Below are 21,530 nucleotides of genomic sequence, written 5' to 3' on the forward strand. Positions count from 1 at the left end.
GGAAATAAAGTGTTAAAAAAACAAACAGTTTGGTTATTAACGATGTTAAGTTTAGTTGTTGTACTATCTGTGTATTACGTGACAACTCCTGACAAAATGAATACAGCATCGCCAGCAACAGGTGAAAAGATTGGACAAGAAAAACAAGGTACTGATAAAGCAGTAACAAACGAAGCGCCTAAAGAAACTCCGAAAAAAGAAAATACAAGCAAAGAAACAACAAATAAAGAAACAGACAAAAAAGAAAATGCAAAAAAAGAAACAAGTAAAAAAGAGGGCAATGTATCAGTTCAATCAAGTGATGAGAATTTCACAGCTTTACGTATGCAAATGGAAGATCAGCGTAGTGAAGAGAAAGCAAAATTACAAGAAGTGATGAATTCTTCGAAATCTTCAGCGACAGAAAAGAGTAAAGCGAAAGATAACTTTGATGCAATCACTACAATGGAAACGAAGCAAGAATTACTTGAGACAGTAATTAAATCTCAAGGAGGATATCCAGATGCTCTTGTAAGAGCTGATGGTACTGATATTAGAGTAACGGTTAAAGCGGCAAAACATTCACAGAAAGAAGCAAATAAAATTATTCAACTTGTAAGAAGTGAAGGCGGATCAAAAGATGTAGGTGTGAAATTTGATCCACCAGCGAAATAAGTGAAACTTTAATCCGTAGGGATTTCCCTGCGGATTATTATCTTTTACTAAGCAAAGGGTATGCAAATAGTAAAAAGAGTATGTAAGTACGTGTGAATAGAAAAAAGCTATCATTTTCGATAGCTTTTTTCTATTTCGTCTTTGTAATTATTTTTACTATGTTCAACTCGGAACGGAGAAATACGTTGTGAGTAAAAGATTAGTGGTTCATGGTACTGATGATTACTTTTTCCGGATTTGACGTGGATGAAAAGAACGCATGCCCAAACGATTACAGCAGGTAAAAAGAGAATGAGCCATATCATATTTCCACACCTCGACACAATATATTTTCTACACTTTGAACATACTATTCTTATATGAAGGAATGATGAACGGCGTGTAAACAAAAAAATAATATTTGGTAAAAATATGTTATTGACTATAGGTGTGGTGAAGAGTGGAGAGGGAATGGCATGTTTGCTGTGTAACGTTTTGAAAAAGTAGTGAATGTTTTTTTAGAAGTGGTCTTGCCAATTTCATGTGAAACTTGGTATTATTACTAGGTATTAAATTTTTTATTGGAATAATATTTTTACAGGAATTTCGATTTATTATAAAGAAATATAAATTGGAATGTTTAAAAAATTTATCGTAAGATGGAAATAGTAAATATTTCTATTAGTTAATGAAATATATTTTCTAATAGAGTACATCGTATTTTTACAGTCAATCTAGTTTTCGTGACGAGAATCTGTAAAAACGGGACAAACAAGAGTATGGGAGTGGATTTTACATGTTTAAAATTCAAGAAGTTCGCGAATTAATTAAATTAATTGATAGCTCTAATATTGATGAATTTGAATACAAAAAAGACGGTACAACAATCAAAATGAAAAAGCGTGGTAATGAAGTTGTTGCTGTGCAAGCACCTGCAGCAAAACAAGCTATGCAACCAGTAGCGCCTGTTGAAGTTGAAACGAAAGTAGCAGCAGCACAAGCAGAAGCACCAAAACAAGAAGAGAAGAAGGCTGTTCAAAATGAAAACCTACATAAAATCACATCACCGATGGTAGGTACATTCTATTCTTCTTCTTCGCCTGATACCCCTCCATATGTAAGTGTTGGGGATAGAGTATCGAAAGATTCTATCGTATGTATTGTCGAGGCTATGAAGTTATTTAACGAAATTGATGCTGATGTAGAGGGCGAAATTGTTGAAATTCTTGTTAATAACGGACAACTTGTTGAGTATGGACAACCGCTATTTCTTGTAAAAGCGTAATAAGGGAGTCTTTGTGATGATAAAAAAAGTATTAATAGCCAATCGTGGGGAAATTGCTGTACGAATTATTCGTGCTTGTAAAGAAATGGATATTGAAACAGTTGCAATTTATTCAGAAGCAGATAAAGAGTCACTTCACGTACAGATTGCAGACGAGGCGTATTGTGTAGGACCAACGATTTCGAAAGAAAGCTATTTAAATTTGACAAACATTATTAGCGTTGCGAAGTTAACAGGCTGCGATGCTATTCATCCGGGATACGGATTTTTAGCAGAGAATGCAGATTTCGCAGAGTTATGCCGTGAATGTAACTTGATTTTTATCGGTCCAAGTCCAGAAGCTATTTCAAAGATGGGCACAAAAGACGTTGCTCGTGATACAATGAAAGAAGCAGGGGTTCCGATTGTACCAGGTTCACAAGGGATTATTAAAAATACCGAAGAAGCGATCGAGCTTGCTAATCAAATTGGATATCCAGTTATTATTAAAGCGACTGCAGGTGGCGGCGGAAAAGGTATTCGTGTTGCACGCCATGAAGAAGAGCTTATAAAAGGAATTCAAATTACACAGCAAGAAGCTAGTACCGCTTTTGGGAACCCTGGTGTATACTTAGAAAAGTACGTTGAAGATTTCCGCCATGTTGAGATTCAAATAATGGCAGATACACACGGAAATGCCATTCATTTAGGAGAGCGTGATTGTACAATTCAGCGCCGTTTGCAAAAACTATTAGAAGAAAGTCCATCACCTGCACTTGATGAAGATATTCGCAAGCAGATGGGTGAAGCGGCAGTTAAAGCGGCGGTAGCGGTTGATTATACAGGTGCTGGTACGGTTGAGTTTATTTATGAATATAAAACGAAAACCTTTTATTTCATGGAGATGAATACGAGAATTCAGGTTGAGCATCCGGTTACTGAAATGGTAACGGGAATGGACTTAATTAAAGAGCAAATTCTTGTTGCTTCAGGAGAAAAGTTATCGTTACAGCAAGAAGAAGTACAATTTAATGGTTGGGCAATTGAATGTCGAATTAATGCGGAAAACCCTGCCAAAAAATTTATGCCATCTCCAGGTAAAGTAGAAATGTATTTACCACCAGGAGGATTTGGTATTCGCGTCGATTCAGCTGTATATCCGGGATATTCAATCCCACCTTTCTATGATTCGATGGTTGCTAAATTAATTGTTCACGGAAAAACACGTGAAGAGGCAATTGCAAAAATGAAGCGCGCACTTAGTGAATTTGTCATTGAAGGCGTACATACAACAATCCCGTTCCATTTGCAATTGCTAGATCATCCTGATTTTGTAAAAGGTGAGTTTAATACGAAATTTTTGGAAGAGCATGAACTTGTGACGCAGTGATACATTAAAGGAGGTTTTTTTCATGGCTGAACATATGTTAGATATGGGTCAAGATACAACTCTTGGTAAAGTAGAAATTGCACCAGAAGTAATTGAAGTAATTGCAGGTATTGCAGCTGCAGAAGTAGAAGGTGTAGCGGCAATGCGCGGTAATTTTGCTACAGATGTTGTTGAGAAGTTAGGTAAGAAAAATCATGGTAAAGGTGTAAAGGTTGAATTAGCAAACGAAGATATTATCGTTGACCTTTATGTTGTAATGTATTTTGGTGTAGCAATTCCAGTTGTTGCACAAAAGATTCAAGACAATATTCGCCAAGCACTCTTTACAATGACAGGACTTGAGCCAAAAGAAGTGAATGTTCACATCGTTGGCGTAACATTCGAAACACAAAAAACAGAAATCGAACCAGTGTAAGAATGAAAAGGTGCCTAGTAACATAGGCATCTTTTTTATCGTTTCATTTCTTCACAAATTACAACCCTCTAATTATTATACTATTTCAAAAAATAAGAAATAAACAAGAAAATGTTTCGTTTTTCCAAAAAACGTACATTGTGATAAGATATGGAACTTGAAGTTAATCTTTTTATTATTTTTCAGCCTTGTAACCCGTGTGTGAAACGATAAATTGTGTTATTATCATTGTATTATAAGGTTGGAAAATCAATGAAAACTGTAAGAGTAAGTGAATTGACGGCTTATAAATTATAATAATATAACAAAGTATAAGGAAAGACTTGAAGCATAAAGGAGAGTTACAATGAAACGTAGGACGGCTAGAGAAAGAGCAATGCAAGCATTATACCAAATGGATATTACAGGTGAATTAGAACCGAAAGTAGCAGTGGAAAACACGCTAGATGAAGGCGAAGAAACAAATGAGTTTCTAGAGTCACTTGTAGTAGGTTTTGTAGAAAATAAAGAAGCAATCGATGAAGCGATTCGTCAAAATTTAAAAAAGTGGAAGCTTGAGCGTATTAGTATTGTTGATCGCAGTATTTTACGTGTAGCTGTGTATGAAATGAAATACATGGAAGAAATTCCACACAACGTAACAATTAACGAAGCAATTGAAATTGCTAAAACATTTGGGGATGAGGAATCTCGTCGTTTTATTAACGGCGTTTTATCTAATATAAAAGATACACTGTAAATTCTTTAAGGGGGAATCTTAAAATGGTAGCAGTAATCATCAAAGGAAATGAAGTTGCGGAGAAAAAACGAGCACAATTAACAGAAGAAGTTGTGAAGTTGAAAGAGCAAGGTATTGTACCAGGATTAGCAGTTATTTTAGTTGGAGAAGATCCAGCATCTCGTTCTTATGTGAAAGGAAAAGAAAAAGGCTGTGAACAAGTAGGGATTTACTCAGAGCTAATTGAACTTCCTGAAACAATTACTGAGGAACGTTTGCTTGCTGAAATCGATCGCTTAAATGGCGATGACCGTATTAATGGCATATTAGTGCAATTACCTTTACCAAAACATATTGAAGAAAAAGCTATCATTGAAAGAATTTCACCAGAAAAGGATGTAGACGGATTTCACCCAATCAGCGTGGGACGTATGATGACGGGACAAGATACATTCCTTCCATGTACACCGCATGGTATTGTAGAATTAGTAAAAGAAACAAATCTTGATATTTCTGGAAAACATGTAGTAGTAATTGGAAGAAGTAATATTGTCGGTAAACCAGTGGGGCAATTGTTTTTAAATGAAAATGCCACTGTCACATATTGTCATTCTAAGACGCAAAATATGAAAGAGTTATCGAAGTTAGCTGATATTTTAATCGTAGCTGTTGGACGACCTAAAATGATAACAGCGGATTATATTAAAGAAGGGGCGGTTGTAATTGACGTTGGTGTTAACCGTTTAGAAACAGGAAAACTTTGTGGTGATGTTGACTTTGACAACGTGTTAGATGTTGCGGGTTACATTACACCTGTGCCAAAGGGTGTTGGTCCAATGACAATCACAATGCTTCTTCATAATACTGTTGAATCTGCCAAACGTGCAGGTGTCGTTTGTAAATAATTTGAGTCGGCTATGAGGAGAGAGAAATGGAGAAGCAATATTTAACCGTTACAGCGTTAACACGCTATATAAAAACAAAAATAGAATATGATCCGCATTTGCAGTCTGTTTGGTTAAAAGGTGAAATTTCCAACTTTAAAAATCATAGCCGTGGCCACATGTATTTTACATTGAAAGATGAAAATGCAAGAATCGCAGCGGTTATGTTTGCGGGCCATAATCGTAATATTAAATTCAAACCGGAAAATGGGATGAAGGTACTCGTGAAAGGGAAAATCTCTGTTTACGAGGCGAGTGGTTCTTATCAAATTTATATTCAAGACATGCAGCCTGACGGAGTCGGAAATTTACATTTAGCGTACGAACAGTTAAAAGTTCGTTTAGAAGAAGAAGGACTTTTTTCTCAAGTTTATAAAAAAGCGATTCCTCCTTACGCTAAAACAATAGGTGTGATTACGTCGCCGACAGGAGCAGCGATTCGTGATATTATAACAACGATTAAACGTCGTTATCCAATTGGGAATGTTATTGTATTTCCGGTACTTGTACAAGGGGAGTCAGCGGCTCCCTCGATTGTACAAGCGATTCGTACAGCGAATGAAATGGGAGAGATAGATGTACTAATCGTTGGTCGTGGTGGAGGTTCTATTGAGGAATTATGGGCTTTCAATGAGGAAATGGTTGCAAGAGCAATCTTTAAGAGTGAAATCCCTATTATTTCGGCAGTAGGCCATGAAACGGATTTTACAATCGCAGATTTTGTTGCGGATTTACGCGCGCCAACACCGACCGCAGCAGCTGAGCTGGCAGCACCTAACATTATAGAGTTACAAGAAAAGGTATTACAAAGAACTCTGAGATTGCAAAGAGCAATGAGAGAGTTAGTACATAAAAAAGAAGAAAAACTACAAGTGTTGCAAAAATCGTATGCGTTCCGTTATCCAAGACAAGTATATGAGCAAAAGGAAGAGCAATTAGATAGAGCGCTAGAACAGCTTGTTTTAGCGAAAGAGCGCTATATTGATAAAAAGGTGAATCAGTTAAAGCAACTTTCATTTTATTTAGAGAAGCACCACCCATCTCAAAAAATTATGCAAACGAAGGTAGCTGTGGAAACGTTGCAAAAGCAATTACAACGTGAAATGCAAACGTTACTTCAAACGAAAGAATTTGCCTTTGTAAGAGCTGCTCAAAAACTTGAAGCGTTAAGTCCGCTTAAAGTAATGATGAGAGGGTACGGGCTTGTATATGATGAAGAGAAGCAAGTGTTAAAAAGTGTGAAAGATGTAAGCCTTGGAGATGCTGTTTCAGTTCAATTACAAGATGGAATACTAGATTGTAGCGTATCAGGCATAGAGGAGCGTGAATTGAATGATGGAAAATAAATTAAGCTTTGAAGAGGCAATTTCGCAACTTGAGCATCTTGTTTCTAAGCTAGAACAAGGTGACGTACCTTTAGAAGAAGCGATTTCTTATTTTAAAGAAGGTATGGAATTATCTAAGCTTTGTGATGAGAAGCTGAAGAATGTACAAGAACAAATGGCAGTTATTCTTGGGGAAGATGGAGAGCTTGAACCGTTTACTGCTTTAGGAGATGAAGCATAGTGACGATTGCTTTTGATACTTTTTTGAAAGAAAGTAAAACTTTCGTAGAAGAAAAACTTGTAAGCTATGCAAATGGATTACAATGTCCAAATGTACTTCGTGAAGCGATGGCATATTCTTTGGAAGCGGGTGGAAAACGTCTCCGCCCGTTACTTTTGTTTGCAACATTACAAGCGTTTGGGAAAGAAAGAAATCTTGGAGTAGGTGCAGCTTGTGCTCTTGAAATGATTCATACATATTCGTTAGTTCATGATGATTTACCTTGTATGGATGATGATGATTTAAGAAGAGGAAAGCCCACAAATCACAAGGTATTTGGTGAAGCGATGGCAGTTTTAGCAGGAGATGGCTTATTGACATACGCTTTTCAAGTTATTATGGCATATGAGCAAAAAGAAATTTCTGCTGAAAAAAAAGTAAGACTTGTACTTGAACTCGCAAAAGCAGCAGGACCAGAAGGAATGGTTGGCGGACAAGTGGCAGATATGGAAGCGGAAGGGAAACGCCTTACGATTGATGAATTGGAGTACATCCATAAACATAAGACCGGAAAACTACTTGAATTTGCTGTACTTGCGGGTGCGATACTTTCTGATGCGACAGAAGAGCAAGAAGAAAAGTTGCTTACGTTTGCCAAATATATCGGTCTAGCTTTCCAAATTCGAGATGATATTTTAGATGTCGAAGGAACTGAAGAAGAGATTGGAAAACCGATTGGTAGCGATCTTTCTAATGAAAAGAGCACATATACGACGTTGTTTACTGTAGATAGAGCAAAGGATATTTTAGAAGAAACAATTGCAGAAGCAAAAGGTGCGATTAGCTCCTTGCAATTACAAGATGAATATTTACTCTCTATTTGCGATTTGATTGCAAAACGTAATAACTAATATAACAGCGTTTTCATTTGTTGAGTCATTCATCATTTTATGATATAAATGTAGGAAAAGGTTTTTCTTTTCTTGTTATTGGCAAAAATATATGTAGATTACATTGCCGTTATCACTTCGTGTTAGCGGCTATTTTTTTCATCGCCTGAAGAAATATGGTTTATAATAGGATTAAGGCGCAATAGACTGGTTAATAGCGGGACAAGACGAAAAATAGAAAAGAGAATTTCTTGTTTTGTGTAAATGTTTTTTATAATATTTGACATGTTGACAGATTATGAAATGAAAGTGAGTGATCCATGTGGATCTAACGCAAATTCAAAACCCTAGTTTTTTGAAAGATATGTCTATCAGTGAACTAGAGGGATTGAGTGAGGATATTCGTAAGTTTTTAATTGAAGAGCTCTCTCAAACAGGTGGACATATTGCACCTAATTTAGGTGTAGTAGAACTCACAATTGCTCTGCACAAATTATTTGATAGCCCGCAAGATAAATTTTTATGGGATGTAGGACATCAATCCTATGTACATAAAATTTTAACTGGACGCGCGAAAGAGTTTGGTACATTAAGGCAATATCAAGGTCTATGTGGTTTCCCGAAACGTTGTGAGAGTGAGCACGATGTATGGGAAACTGGTCATAGTTCGACTTCGTTATCGGCTGCAATGGGAATGGCTCTGGCACGTGATTTAAAGAAAACGAAAGAATATGTTATACCAATTATTGGAGATGGTGCTTTAACAGGCGGAATGGCTTTAGAGGCATTGAACCATATTGGACATGAAAAAACAGACATGATTGTTATTTTGAATGATAATGAAATGTCAATTGCACCAAACGTTGGTGCGCTTCATAATGTGCTCGGTCGTTTACGTACCGCAGGAAAATATCACTGGGTAAAAGATGAATTAGAGTATATATTAAAGAAAATCCCAGCAGTTGGCGGGAAAGTGGCTGCGACAGCAGAGAAAATAAAAGATAGTCTTAAATATTTACTAGTATCCGGTGTCTTTTTCGAAGAGTTAGGCTTTACATATTTAGGTCCAGTCGATGGACATGATTATGAAAAGTTATTCGAAACGTTGCAATATGCAAAGAAAACAAAAGGCCCAGTACTCGTTCACGTTATTACGAAAAAAGGAAAAGGTTATAAACCGGCTGAGAGTGACGTTATTGGAACTTGGCATGGAACAGGACCTTATAAAATTGAATCAGGTGACTTCGTTAAGCCGAAAGAAGTTGCACCAGCATGGAGTGCTGTCGTTAGTGAAACAGTACTTAAGCTAGCGAGAGCAGATGAGCGTATCGTAGCAATTACACCTGCAATGCCTGTTGGATCAAAACTTGAGAAATTCCAAAAAGAATTCCCAGATCGTATGATTGATGTAGGTATTGCTGAACAGCATGCTACAACAATGGCAGCAGGTATGGCAACGCAAGGAATGAAGCCATTCTTAGCGATTTATTCAACATTTTTACAAAGAGCATATGACCAAGTTGTTCATGATATATGCCGCCAAAATTTAAATGTTTTCATCGGAATAGATCGTTCGGGATTAGTAGGAGCAGATGGTGAAACGCATCAAGGCGTATTTGATATCTCATTCTTACGTCACTTGCCGAATATGGTGCTTATGATGCCGAAAGATGAAAATGAAGGGCAACATTTAGTTTATACGGCGATGCAATATGAAGATGGACCAATCGCATTGCGTTATGCGCGCGGTAATGGACTTGGCGTTCATATGGATGAAGAATTAAAGGCGATTCCAATCGGTACGTGGGAGACGTTAAAAGAGGGTACACAAGCAGCTATTTTAACGTTTGGTACGACAATACCAATGGCAATGGAAGCAGCTGAGCGTCTTGAAAAAGCTGGGGTTTCAGTGAAAGTAGTGAATGCTCGCTTTATTAAACCAATGGATGAAGCATATTTACATGATCTTCTAGGAAAGAATATACCGATTTTAACGATTGAAGAAGCTTGTTTAATCGGTGGTTTTGGAACAGGAGTAGTTGAATTTGCATCTGAAAATGGTTACCATAGTGCATTAGTTGAACGAATGGGTATTCCAGATCGCTTCATAGAGCACGGGAGTGTAACAAAATTATTAGAAGAAATTGGTTTAACGACAGATGCTGTTGTAGACCGTATTCATACAATGATTCCATCAAAACAAAAAAGGGCGTAACAAATGAGCGTAAAAAAAGAAAGAGTAGATGTACTATTAGTAGAGCGAGGACTTATAGAAACGCGTGAGAAAGCAAAGCGCGCCATTATGGCCGGACTCGTATATGCGAATGAGATGAGACTTGATAAGCCAGGAGAGAAAATCTCGCAAGATACTGAGATTACGGTGAAGGGACAAGTTATGCCGTATGTAAGTCGTGGTGGTTATAAACTTGAAAAGGCATTAGAGACATTTCATCTTGATTTACAAGATAAAGTTATGATAGATATTGGTTCATCAACTGGTGGCTTTACAGATTGCGCGCTTCAAAATGGAGCGAAATTATCTTATGCATTAGATGTAGGATACAATCAACTAGCGTGGAAATTACGTCAAGATGAGCGTGTTGTTGTAATGGAACGAACAAACTTCCGTTACGTGACACCAGCAGACTTAGAACGTGGTTTACCTCAATTTGCAAGTATTGATGTTTCATTTATATCATTAAAGCTTATACTGCCAGTTTTAAAAACAATGCTTATGCCTAACGGAGATGTAGCAGCGTTAATTAAACCGCAGTTTGAAGCTGGAAGAGAGCAAGTTGGGAAAAAAGGTATCGTTCGCGATAGAAAAGTACATGAAGCTGTTGTAGAAATGATTGTCGAGTTTGCTTTAAAAGAAGGCTATGATGTGGAAGGTTTAACATTCTCACCAATTACGGGTGGGGATGGTAATATTGAATTTTTAATTCATCTGAAATGGCATGGTGAACGTGAGAATGGCGAAAATCATTCTCCGATTTCTATAGAGCAAGTTGTTACAGAAGCGCATGAAGTTCTAAAACAAAAAGGGAAAGGGGAATAACATATGTTGTTCCTCTTTTTGCTGTAATTGTATAATGATTGTAAAAACAATTGTGTACAAGAAACGAATTATAAGTTAACATAAATAAGTGAAGTATACCAATGTTTAAACTATGGTAAGAGATAGTGTGAGGTGCAAATGTATGAATAAAGGTCAGCGCCATATTAAAATCAGGGAAATTATTGCAAACAAAGAAATTGAAACACAAGATGAATTAGTTGATATTTTACGTAATGAGGGATTTAATGTAACGCAAGCAACAGTATCGCGCGATATTAAAGAACTGCACTTAGTGAAGGTGCCATTACATGATGGGCGCTATAAATATAGCTTGCCAGCAGATCAACGATTTAACCCGTTACAAAAATTAAAACGAAATCTAGTGGATTCATTTGTAAAATTAGACACGGCAGGACATATGCTTGTGCTAAAAACATTGCCTGGTAACGCTCATTCACTTGGAGCACTTATTGATCATTTAGAGTGGGATGAGATCATCGGAACCATCTGTGGTGATGATACTTGCTTAATTATTTGCCGTACACCTGACGATACAGGTGTTGTCTCTGATCGTTTCTTAAATATGTTGTAACAAAAAATCTTGTTTGCTTTCCATCGTAAAGTGGAAAGTGAACAAGATATTTTTATTGGTTAAAAATATGAATTTTCAATTGTAATATAATATTTTGTTTGCATAAAGTTAGAAAATAGATGGATTGACCCGTAAAACAAATGTTTGGTACAATGAAGCGGGTTAGAAGAGTATATACATACAAATATATAGCATGATTATTTGAATGAAGAACTGAGAAAATCCTTTAGTAAGGGATTATTTTATAACGAGGTGAATGGGGCATTGTTATCGGAATTATCGATTAGAAACTTTGCTATTATTGAAGCATTAAATATTTCTTTTCAAAAAGGTTTAACGGTTTTAAGCGGTGAAACAGGGGCCGGAAAATCGATTATTATTGATGCAATTAGTTTACTTGTAGGTGGCCGTGGGTCAGCAGAATTTGTTCGATATGGAACAGAAAAGGCTGAGATTGAAGGGCTATTTTATGTTGAAGATGAGAAGCATCCATGTATTGAAAAGGCAGAAGAGTTAGATATAGAAATAGAAGATGGCATGATTATTTTAAAGCGTGATATTGCTGCGAACGGGAAGAGTGTATGTCGTGTAAATGGGAAGCTTGTTACACTTAGCATATTAAAAGAAATTGGGAAAACACTTGTTGATATTCATGGACAGCACGAAACGCAAGATTTAATGAATGAAGAACGACATCTGTTTATGCTTGATCACTTTGATGGGGATCGAATCGTTAAACAATTAGACATATATCAAAACGTATACGCTGACTATGAAAAATTAAAAAAACAATTGAAATCGTTAAGTGAAAATGAGCAACAAATGGCACATCGCTTAGATTTAATTCAATTTCAGCATGAAGAAATTCGCAAGGCGGATTTAAAGATGGATGAAGAAAATGAATTAACTGAGGAACGATTGCAAATTTCTAATTTTGAAAAGATTTATAAAGCGTTAGGTGATGCATATCGTTCGTTAAGTGCCGACGGACAAGGGTTAGATAATGTAAGAAGTGCAATGGGGCAAATGGAAAGTATTACACATTTAGATGAAGTGTATCAGGAAAATCATGATTCAATTGCAAATAGCTATTACTTATTAGAAGAGGTTGCCTATCAACTGAGAGAAAAGCTCGATATGATGGAATATGATCCAAATCGTTTAGATGAAATCGAAACACGTTTGAATGAAATTCGTATGCTAAAGAGAAAATATGGAAATACTGTAGAAGAGATTTTAGCGTATGCTGATAAAATTGAACAGGAAATTTTTACGATTGAAAATAAAGACGTTCATATTGAAACGACGAAGAAACAGTTGAAGGAATTAGAAAGTGTTATTCTGAAAGAAGCAACGTTGTTAAGTAATATGCGTCATGAACTTGCAGAACACCTTACAAATGCAATTCATCAGGAATTAAAAGAATTATATATGGAAAAAACGAAATTTGAAGTGAGAATTATGAAGAGAGAAGGAAATGCAGAAGAGCCCCTTGTGGAAGGTGCGCCGGTAAGACTTACGGCGGATGGTTACGATCATGTGGAATTTTATATTTCAACGAACCCAGGAGAGCCGCTAAAACCACTTTCAAAGGTTGCTTCTGGCGGAGAGTTATCTCGTATCATTTTAGCTTTAAAAAGCATTTTTTCTAAGCATCAAGGAGTTGCATCTGTTATTTTTGATGAAGTGGATACGGGTGTAAGTGGCCGGGTCGCGCAGGCTATTGCGGAAAAAATTTATCGAGTATCAGTAAACTCGCAAGTACTTTGTATTACGCACTTACCTCAAGTAGCTTCAATGGCAGATTCACATTTATTTATTCGAAAACAAGTAGCGAATGATCGGACAATTACATCAGTTACTGTTTTAACTATGGAGGATAAAGTAACAGAAATAGCTCGAATGATTTCTGGTGTGGAAATCACAGATTTAACGACGGAGCATGCGAAAGAATTACTTACGCAAGCACATCATTTTAAACAGACAGCAGAGGCTATCCAGTAATGGATAGCTTTTTTTCTCAAATGACGATTTCTTAATTCTTCCGGTTATAAATAAAGCACTGCAAGGAGAGATTAAAAAGTGAAGCCAAGAGGCTGAATGTGGGGTAGGAGCGAGGAGAGTGAACAAGTTGAAATTAGAAAAATTTCGAAAAATAATAGGTCTTTGTCTCCTTGTTTCTTTAGTTTTTATTGGATGTTTTAAACCGCTTCGAACGTTTATTTCATCACCGAAACAACTTGTTGTTTTTGAAGGACAACAATCAGAAATATCATCATTACCAGTTTTCAAAGCTTCATCCACAAATCGTCATGTATTTACAGTGAGTTCGAATGAACAAAAACAAGGACTTATGGTAAATTCTCATCAAAATGGTGAAGCTGATATGGTATTTCAGCTTGCTGGTTTTCCAGTGAAAAAAGTAAATGTGAAAGTGTTAAAAGATTTTAAAGTGATTCCAGGTGGACAATCAATTGGTGTGAAATTAAATACAAAAGGTGTACTTGTTGTAGGCCATCATTTAATTCAAACTGAAAAAGGTAAAATATCTCCTGGTGAAATAGCAGGTGTACAAATTGGAGATATGATTACTGAAATTAATGGTAAAACAATTGAAAGAATGAGTGATGTAGCACCGTTTATTCATAATAGTGGAGAAACAGGTGAACCGCTTAATCTTGTATTGTTAAGAGATGGAAAATATATTCGTACGAAGCTAACTCCACAAAAAGACAACGGTGAATCGTCTTATCGAATTGGCTTGTATATCCGTGATTCGGCAGCTGGAATTGGAACGATGACATTTGTTCATCCAGATTCTATGAAATATGGGGCACTTGGTCATGTTATTTCTGATAATGATACGAAAAAGCCGATTCAAGTCGAAGATGGACAAATTATGCGCTCGACAGTTACATCAATTGAAAGAGGTAGTCATGGGAATCCAGGGGAGAAATTAGCAAGATTCTCACCAGACCGTGAAGTGATTGGCAATATTACAATTAATAGTCCATATGGTATTTTTGGAAAATTAAATACGAATATGAAAAACGGTATAATGGATAAAGCGATGCCTATCGCATTATCTCATCAAGTAAAAGAAGGACCGGCAAAAATATTAACAGTTATTGATCAAGATAAAGTAGAAGCGTTTGATATTGAAGTTGTTAGTACAGTGCAACAAAAATTCCCAGCCACAAAGGGTATGGTAATAAAAGTAACAGATAAACGTCTATTAGCGAAAACGGGCGGTATCGTACAGGGAATGAGTGGAAGTCCAATTGTACAAAATGGAAAAGTAATTGGTGCTGTTACACACGTATTTGTAAATGATCCAACATCAGGATATGGTGTTCATATTGAATGGATGTTACATCAAGCTGGAATTAATATTTATGATCAAGAGAAAAAAGCGAGCTAATATATATTATTAGCTCGCTTTTTCTGTTGAAAAATTCGTTGAAATTTTGTAAAAGCTCCGCAAGAGGTGTTTTTTGTTGTAAAATAAAAGGAAAGGGTTGAACGTTTCGTTGTATTTCTATGATGGAATGTGTTGCGAAAGGGAATAAATGAACGATAAACATATTTTTTTGTGATTTTATCGGAAAGTAAGAAACTTTAAAAGGGAATTTTCACACAATTGTCGAACAATTCATGTAGCCTAGAAGGATACACATGTCGGAGAATCGATTCGGTAAGGGAGGAAAAGCTGTGGAGAAAATTAAAGTATGTCTTGTGGATGATAATAAAGAATTAGTATCAATGTTAGAGAGCTATGTAGCCGCTCAAGATGATATGGAAGTAATCGGTACTGCTTATAATGGTCAAGAGTGTTTAAACTTATTAACAGATAAGCAACCTGATGTACTCGTTTTAGACATTATTATGCCACACTTAGATGGTTTAGCTGTATTGGAAAAAATGCGACATATTGAAAGGTTAAAACAGCCTAGCGTAATTATGTTGACAGCATTCGGGCAAGAAGATGTGACGAAAAAAGCAGTTGACTTAGGTGCCTCATATTTCATATTAAAACCATTTGATATGGAGAATTTAACGAGTCATATTCGTCAAGTGAGTGGTAAAGCAAACGCTATGATTAAGCGTCCACTACCATCATTCCGATCAGCAACAACAGTAGATGGAAAACCGAAAAACTTAGATGCGAGTATTACGAGTATCATTCATGAAATTGGTGTACCCGCTCATATTAAAGGATATATGTATTTACGAGAAGCAATCTCCATGGTATACAATGATATCGAATTATTAGGATCGATTACGAAAGTATTGTATCCAGATATCGCAAAGAAATATAATACCACAGCAAGCCGTGTGGAGCGCGCAATTCGTCACGCAATTGAAGTAGCTTGGAGCCGTGGGAATATTGATTCTATTTCGTCCTTATTCGGTTATACAGTATCCATGTCAAAAGCAAAACCTACGAACTCTGAGTTTATCGCAATGGTTGCGGATAAGCTGAGACTTGAACATAAAGCTAGTTGAGAGTAAAAGTAGTAAGGGATTTAAGCTTTAGTAAAGCTTAATAATTCTTGAAATTGATACTCGATATCAAATTTAAAGCCAATAAACTTTTTAATGAAAGACCAATGAATGTTATAATTCGTTGGTCTTTTTATTTTGTTGAGAAAAAGAGATTATTTGATAGTGTGGAAAATAAAACCTATTTTCAGTAATATTACATGTAAGTGAGTTTTTTATAAGGCAATAAAATAGATATAGATAGGGAGAAGGGGAATGGAAAATAAAATTTCAACTTGGCTAGGAATAGTAGCAGCTATGGGAGTTCTTGCTATTGCAGTTACATTTGGAATGTTAGAACTTGCAGATAATCCAGTAGATAAAGAAGTGAGCGCTCAAATAGATAAAAAAGAAGACCAAACAATAGTAGGTAGAGAGGTGGATGGGGTCTTTGTTGATGTGTATGTTACTGAAAATTCTACTGAAAGCGAAGTCATTACAGCGATGCATCGCATGACTCATCAAAAAGTGGTGGCAGAACGAAAATCGGGCTCTATCCCAATGATTCAAAGTAATGCTAAAAAATTAAAAGAAATTATAAATAAGAGTAGCTTTACGAAGAAAAATGAACTTTTAGCAATTGCTGATAGATGGGCGAAAAAAGATTTTAGTAAAATTGTAGAAGATCACAATTATTTCTCGGATGCTCAAGAAGATAGCGTTTGTAAAGTAACTAGAGCAATGGATGCGTTAGAAGAGCAACATTATATTTTAACTACATTCGGGGAGGAAAAAGCGAAAGAACTATACGAATCAGGGGATGCTCCGCACGTTCAATAAAAAATAATATAAAGGGCTTCTAGTTTTTTTATGATCGTGTTTTTAGAACGCAATGGGGACTTATAAATAAATAGTCTGCTTTCTTTATGACGTGTAACAAAAAAAGAAAAGATGTGATTCATTATTAAATGATGAAGGAACGGCTAAATCACATCGTAGTACATCTGTTAAAGGATTTTAGTAGGAAAGGCATCCGTGATATAATAGAAAATAATAAAAAGTCCTGCAAAACAGGACTGTATTATTCTTCGTCTTTATTTTGTTTTTCTAATTCAACTAGCTTTTGAATTAAAATGTGCTGCGGCATATGCATGAGTTGTTCAAGTGGAACACCTAGTGCTTTTGATAAGCGGACTGCAGTATCTGGAGAGATTTGTAATGGTCTCATAGAAGTACCTCCTTTTTCGTATAGTATAGCATAAGATTGGGGGAGTGAGGATGACTCTTATATTTGCACATCGTGGTGCGGCTGGAACGTACCCAGAAAATACAATGATTTCATTTGAAGCGGCTGAGTCTTTTAGAGCGGATGGAATTGAACTTGATGCTCAATTAACGAAAGATGGAAAAGTTGTCGTCATTCATGATGAAACGGTGGACCGGACAACAAATGGAAAAGGCGCGGTTCGGAATTATGTATATGAGGACTTATGCAAGTTAGATGCAAGTTATAAATTTGGTGATAAAGTAGGTTTTTGTAAAATACCACTTTTAGAAGAGGTATTAGAATGGCTTGCACAAACGAGTTTGCTACTTAATATTGAACTTAAAAATAATAAAATTCCATACAGAGGTTTAGAGGAAGAAGTTATAACGCTTGTGCGGAAATTTAGTCTAGAGGATCGTGTTATATTTTCTTCGTTTAATCACTACAGTATGAAACGGTGCCATATGATGGCTCCTGATATTCAAACAGCAATTTTATATCGCGAAGGTTTGCATAGTCCGTGGGCATACGCGAAAAAAATGGGGGCTACAGCAGTACATCCGAATTATCGTTACCTTCAAGATGCTATTGCCGAACTAACGATGGAAAGTGGTGTAGAGGTTCGCCCTTATACAATTAATGAAGAAACGCTTATGCGTAAATATTTTGATATGAATATATCGGCGATTATTACTGATTACCCTGAAACGGCAAGAACGTTAATGCCAATAAAAAAATGAGACCGCGTGTAACGGTCTCATTTTTTTATTTATAAATAGTGGGGCATTCCTATCTTCTAAAGCGAGCTTGTACTTTATTTCGTTTACGGTCTCGGTGCAAGACGAAGCCACCGAAGATATAAAACCCGAGCCCGAAGCAGAGAGCGCCGATTAAAAATTGTAACCACAGTATAGAGATTGGTGGAAATAGAATCCCGAATACAGTATCTCTCATTAACTTTATACCAAACACAGCTAATGAAATAGGGATGAGTGCTAATAGTAGAGCAACGTAACGCTGCATACATAACGCTCCTTTTCAGATTATTTCGTATATTTTAATGATGTTATAGGGAAAGGGGGTTTGTCAAGAGGGTGCTGAACGAGTAAGATAAAAGTGTGAAAAAATTTGCAGAGTTACTTCGAGAGGAAGTGGGATATATGAAACAAAAAGTATTAATTGTTGGTGCAGGTGAAGGCGGGAGCGCACTGCTGAATCTGTTACAAAGTTCGAATATATTTCAAATTATAGGGATTATTGATATAAATCCGTTGGCAAAAGGACTACAAATTGCTAAGGAATACGGGATTGCAATTGGAGAAAGTGTAACTCCATTTCTTTCTATGCATATCGATGTAATATTTGATATGACAGGTGAAGATGATGTGCATAAGGTTTTATTGGAAAAAAAGAAAAAAGACACTCTTCTTATACCAGGTGATATCGCAAAAATTGTTACAGGATTAGCGCATGAGAAGGAAGGGCTAATTGGGCGATTAGAGGAACAAACGCAACAAGGAGAATTAATTTTAAATTCTACACATGATGGCATGATCGTAATTGATCGAGAGGGACAAGTTCGTCTTTTTAATAAAAGTGCAGAGCGTATTATCGGATATAAAAAAGAAGAGGCGATAGGAAAATATATTTTAGAAGTCATTCCAACTAGTAAATTACTTCGCATTATACGTACGAAACAAATAGAAGTAAATTATGAACTAACATTAGAGAATGGAAAGAAAATTATTACAACGCGTATACCGATATTAAAAGAGGGCGGAGAGGTACAAGGGGCATTTGCAATTTTTAAAGATATAACAGAAGTTGTAGATTTAGCGGAAGAAGTTACAGATTTAAAGGAAATTCAAACACTATTAGAGGCAATTATTAACTCATCTGAAGAAGCAATTTCGGTTGTGGATGAAAAAGGAAGAGGTTTAGTCATTAACCCGGCATATACGAAATTAACGGGTTTAACAGAAGAAGATATTATTGGGAAGCCTGCTACAACTGATATTGTAGAAGGCGAAAGTATGCATATGAAAGTACTTCGAACGCGTCGTGCGGTGCGCGGAATACATATGAAGATTGGGCAAAAAAAGCGCGATGTAATTGTAAACGTGGCACCAGTCATTGTGGATGGAATATTGAAAGGAAGCGTCGGCGTTATCCGTGACGTGTCGGAAATTCAAAAGTTAACAAATGAATTGAATAGAGCAAGGCAAATTATTCGCACATTAGAAGCGAAATATTCATTTGATGATATTGTCGGGAATTCAGATGAAACAACGGCAGCTATCGAACAGGCGAAGCTAGGAGCAAATACACCAGCAACAGTACTGTTACGCGGTGAATCTGGGACTGGTAAAGAATTGTTTGCACATGCAATCCATAATGGAAGTAATCGAAAATACAATAAGTTCGTCCGTGTAAACTGTGCGGCCATTTCGGAGACGTTGTTAGAAAGTGAATTATTTGGTTATGAGGAAGGGGCGTTTTCTGGAGCGAAAAGAGGCGGGAAACGTGGGTTCTTTGAGGAAGCAAATAACGGTAGTATTTTTTTAGATGAAATAGGGGAGTTATCTGCAAATACACAAGCGAAACTCCTTCGTGTACTGCAGGAAAAAGAAATTGTAAAAGTTGGTGGAACGAAAGCGATACCTATTAATGTTCGAGTAATTGCAGCGACGCATGTGAATTTAGAAAAGGCTATTCTAGAAGGGAAGTTTAGGGAGGATTTATATTATCGATTAAATAAAATCCCAATTCAAATTCCATCTCTTCGTCAACGTAAAGGAGATATACCGACAATTGCGGACAGATTGATTCAAAAAATTAATCAAGATTACGGTCGTAATGTAGAAGGGCTCACTGATTCAGCCATTTTATATTTACAATCATACGAATGGCCAGGGAATGTGAGGGAACTTGAAAATATTCTGGGAAGAGCTATTATCTTTATGAATTATAACGAGACCTATATTGATGTACACCATTTACCGCCATTACATAACGAAGAGCAGGTGGAGTCAAAGCAATCACATTTATTACCTGAATTAGAAGAAAAGCCACTTGAACATTTAGTGACAGAGTTTGAAGGGAATATTATTCATGAATATTTGGAGAGATTTGATGGGAATAAAACGCAAACTGCAAAAGCGTTAGGAATTTCCGTTCGAAATTTATATTACAAGCTAGAAAAGTATGACCATGCAAAAAATAGCATGCAATAAATTGCGTACCGTGCAATTTATTGCATGGTATACAAAAAGTGACAAAATAAGACAGAATCTTTTGTTATTTTCCAAAGTATTGATTTTACTGCATTTTGAATGCGTTTTCATTATTGGTAAGACCACTTTTAAAAGTTGGCACGGTATTTGCTTTATAAATAGACGAGGGACGACGGAAAGGGTTGATTACAAAATATGAAGTTAGAATACTTAATTGATCAAGCAGCAGGGAAGCCTAAAAAAACTGTGGCTGTAGCAGTAGCTGAAGATCATGAAGTAATTGAAGCTGTAGCGAAAGCAATTAAATTACAGCTAGCTCAATTTCGTCTATATGGAAATCAAGAAAAAATAATGGGGATGCTAGAAGAACATGGTTTACAAACTTCAGAACATGTTGAAGTGATTGCAGCAATGTCTAGTGCAGAGGCTGCAGAACTTTCTGTTAAAGCTGTGAGAAATGGTGAAGCAGACGTGCTTATGAAGGGGAACATCCCAACAGCGAATATTTTGAAGGCTGTGTTAAACAAAGAGTGGGGCCTACGTAAAGGTAGCGTACTTTCACATGTAGCAGCATTTGAAGTTCCAAATTACAATCGTCTTATTTTCGTTACAGATGCAGCGATGAACATCGCACCTGATGTAACACAAAAAGCTGCTATTATACAAAATATTGTAGAAGTTGCCCAGGCAATAGGAATCGACTTGCCAAAAGTGGCACCAATTGCAGCAGTAGAAGTTGTGAATCCAGCGATGCAGGCGACAATTGATGCAGCGATGTTAACACAAATGAATCGCCGCGGACAAATTAAAGATTGTATCGTTGATGGACCACTTGCTTTAGATAATGCAGTATCACAAATTGCAGCAGAGCATAAAGGCATAGTAAGTGATGTAGCAGGTAAGGCAGATATTTTACTCGTCCCAACGATTGAAGCTGGAAATGTGCTATATAAATCACTCGTATACTTTGCGGATGCAAAAGTAGGAGCAATGATTGCTGGCGCAAAAGCACCGATTGTTTTAACATCTCGTGCTGATTCAGCAGAAACAAAAGTATATTCATTAGCATTGGCAGTTGCGACTGCTTCAAAATAAACCA

The 21,530-nt window shown here is 36.5% G+C and carries 22 protein-coding genes; 19 read left to right on the plus strand and 3 right to left on the minus strand.

Translation table 11 applies throughout. From position 1 onward, the window contains the following. Positions 1–9 precede the first annotated feature (9 nt). Positions 10–654 (plus strand): SpoIIIAH-like family protein, encoded by a 645-nt coding sequence (locus tag ACTFP3_RS13325; protein ID WP_000914709.1) that lies wholly within the window; start codon positions 10–12, stop codon positions 652–654. Between the two features lie 110 nt (positions 655–764). On the opposite strand, the gene ACTFP3_RS13330 is transcribed toward ACTFP3_RS13325, so the two are convergent. Continuing rightward, positions 765–959 (minus strand): hypothetical protein, encoded by a 195-nt coding sequence (locus tag ACTFP3_RS13330; protein WP_000638000.1) that lies wholly within the window; start codon positions 957–959, stop codon positions 765–767. A 470-nt stretch (positions 960–1,429) separates the two neighbouring features. Here ACTFP3_RS13330 and accB point away from each other — a divergent pair, with 470 nt between their 5' ends. The 15 genes from accB to ACTFP3_RS13405 all read left to right on the plus strand — a co-directional run bounded on the left by accB (position 1,430) and on the right by ACTFP3_RS13405 (position 16,771). After that, entirely contained in the window at positions 1,430–1,918 is a 489-nt protein-coding gene (gene accB / locus ACTFP3_RS13335) for an acetyl-CoA carboxylase biotin carboxyl carrier protein (protein ID WP_000472859.1), read from the plus strand. Between the two features lie 16 nt (positions 1,919–1,934). Next, positions 1,935–3,287 (plus strand): acetyl-CoA carboxylase biotin carboxylase subunit, encoded by a 1,353-nt coding sequence (gene accC / locus ACTFP3_RS13340; protein ID WP_000592870.1) that lies wholly within the window; start codon positions 1,935–1,937, stop codon positions 3,285–3,287. A gap of 22 nt (positions 3,288–3,309) precedes the next feature. Continuing rightward, positions 3,310–3,702 carry an Asp23/Gls24 family envelope stress response protein gene (locus ACTFP3_RS13345; RefSeq protein WP_000807630.1) on the plus strand — a complete coding sequence of 131 codons (393 nt, stop codon included), beginning with the start codon at positions 3,310–3,312 and terminating at the stop codon, positions 3,700–3,702. Positions 3,703–4,048: 346 nt separating this feature from the next. After that, entirely contained in the window at positions 4,049–4,441 is a 393-nt protein-coding gene (gene nusB / locus ACTFP3_RS13350) for a N utilization substance protein NusB (protein WP_000830247.1), read from the plus strand. Positions 4,442–4,464: 23 nt separating this feature from the next. Then, positions 4,465–5,325, plus strand: a complete 861-nt coding sequence (folD, locus tag ACTFP3_RS13355) for a bifunctional methylenetetrahydrofolate dehydrogenase/methenyltetrahydrofolate cyclohydrolase FolD (RefSeq protein WP_000226732.1) — start codon at positions 4,465–4,467, stop codon at positions 5,323–5,325. Between the two features lie 26 nt (positions 5,326–5,351). Beyond that, positions 5,352–6,710: an exodeoxyribonuclease VII large subunit gene (gene xseA, locus ACTFP3_RS13360; RefSeq protein ID WP_000415248.1), complete on the plus strand. Its 1,359-nt coding sequence runs from the start codon at positions 5,352–5,354 to the stop codon at positions 6,708–6,710. Beyond that, a complete protein-coding gene (xseB, locus tag ACTFP3_RS13365) occupies positions 6,700–6,930 on the plus strand; it encodes an exodeoxyribonuclease VII small subunit (protein ID WP_000428423.1) in 231 nt (76 codons plus the stop codon). The genes xseA and xseB overlap by 11 nt, the downstream gene beginning before the upstream one ends. Next, complete coding sequence (gene ispA / locus ACTFP3_RS13370) at positions 6,930–7,820, plus strand: (2E,6E)-farnesyl diphosphate synthase (RefSeq protein WP_000150380.1); 891 nt, start codon at positions 6,930–6,932, stop codon at positions 7,818–7,820. Before xseB ends, ispA begins: the two co-directional genes overlap by 1 nt. Positions 7,821–8,121: 301 nt before the next feature. Further along, the gene (dxs, locus tag ACTFP3_RS13375) at positions 8,122–10,014 is read left to right on the plus strand and encodes a 1-deoxy-D-xylulose-5-phosphate synthase (RefSeq protein ID WP_000366452.1); all 1,893 of its coding nucleotides are present in this window, start codon (positions 8,122–8,124) and stop codon (positions 10,012–10,014) included. Between the two features lie 3 nt (positions 10,015–10,017). Further along, the gene (locus ACTFP3_RS13380) at positions 10,018–10,857 is read left to right on the plus strand and encodes a TlyA family rRNA (cytidine-2'-O)-methyltransferase (protein ID WP_000111875.1); all 840 of its coding nucleotides are present in this window, start codon (positions 10,018–10,020) and stop codon (positions 10,855–10,857) included. Positions 10,858–10,999: 142 nt separating this feature from the next. Then, positions 11,000–11,449 carry an arginine repressor ArgR gene (gene argR, locus ACTFP3_RS13385; RefSeq protein ID WP_001032580.1) on the plus strand — a complete coding sequence of 150 codons (450 nt, stop codon included), beginning with the start codon at positions 11,000–11,002 and terminating at the stop codon, positions 11,447–11,449. Positions 11,450–11,713: 264 nt separating this feature from the next. Next, the gene (gene recN, locus ACTFP3_RS13390) at positions 11,714–13,453 is read left to right on the plus strand and encodes a DNA repair protein RecN (RefSeq protein WP_000947767.1); all 1,740 of its coding nucleotides are present in this window, start codon (positions 11,714–11,716) and stop codon (positions 13,451–13,453) included. 118 nt (positions 13,454–13,571) lie between these two features. After that, a complete protein-coding gene (gene spoIVB / locus ACTFP3_RS13395; protein WP_002024767.1) occupies positions 13,572–14,870 on the plus strand; it encodes a SpoIVB peptidase in 1,299 nt (432 codons plus the stop codon). A 290-nt stretch (positions 14,871–15,160) separates the two neighbouring features. After that, a complete protein-coding gene (gene spo0A, locus ACTFP3_RS13400; protein WP_011110369.1) occupies positions 15,161–15,955 on the plus strand; it encodes a sporulation transcription factor Spo0A in 795 nt (264 codons plus the stop codon). Positions 15,956–16,207: 252 nt separating this feature from the next. After that, on the plus strand, positions 16,208–16,771 hold the full coding sequence (locus tag ACTFP3_RS13405) for a PRK06770 family protein (RefSeq protein WP_000428229.1): 564 nt from the start codon (positions 16,208–16,210) through the stop codon (positions 16,769–16,771). Between the two features lie 241 nt (positions 16,772–17,012). On the opposite strand, the gene ACTFP3_RS13410 is transcribed toward ACTFP3_RS13405, so the two are convergent. Next, entirely contained in the window at positions 17,013–17,159 is a 147-nt protein-coding gene (locus ACTFP3_RS13410; protein WP_001247671.1) for a YycC family protein, read from the minus strand. 50 nt (positions 17,160–17,209) lie between these two features. On the opposite strand from ACTFP3_RS13410, the gene ACTFP3_RS13415 reads away from it, so the two are divergent. Next, positions 17,210–17,938, plus strand: coding sequence for a glycerophosphodiester phosphodiesterase (locus tag ACTFP3_RS13415; RefSeq protein ID WP_440010700.1), 729 nt, complete (start codon positions 17,210–17,212; stop codon positions 17,936–17,938). A gap of 49 nt (positions 17,939–17,987) precedes the next feature. Here ACTFP3_RS13415 and ACTFP3_RS13420 read toward each other — a convergent pair whose 3' ends face one another. Beyond that, positions 17,988–18,221 carry a DUF2627 domain-containing protein gene (locus ACTFP3_RS13420; protein ID WP_001190211.1) on the minus strand — a complete coding sequence of 78 codons (234 nt, stop codon included), beginning with the start codon at positions 18,219–18,221 and terminating at the stop codon, positions 17,988–17,990. 137 nt (positions 18,222–18,358) lie between these two features. Between ACTFP3_RS13420 and ACTFP3_RS13425 the strand changes: the two genes are divergently transcribed. Both ACTFP3_RS13425 and yqiS read left to right on the plus strand, forming a co-directional pair. Next, positions 18,359–20,431 (plus strand): sigma-54 interaction domain-containing protein, encoded by a 2,073-nt coding sequence (locus ACTFP3_RS13425; protein ID WP_033666632.1) that lies wholly within the window; start codon positions 18,359–18,361, stop codon positions 20,429–20,431. A 195-nt stretch (positions 20,432–20,626) separates the two neighbouring features. After that, entirely contained in the window at positions 20,627–21,526 is a 900-nt protein-coding gene (gene yqiS, locus ACTFP3_RS13430; RefSeq protein ID WP_440010702.1) for a phosphate butyryltransferase, read from the plus strand. The last annotated feature ends 4 nt before the right edge of the window (positions 21,527–21,530 follow it).

This window comes from Bacillus cereus group sp. MYBK5-2 (assembly GCF_051915685.1).
GTDB lineage: Bacteria > Bacillota > Bacilli > Bacillales > Bacillaceae_G > Bacillus_A > Bacillus_A cereus.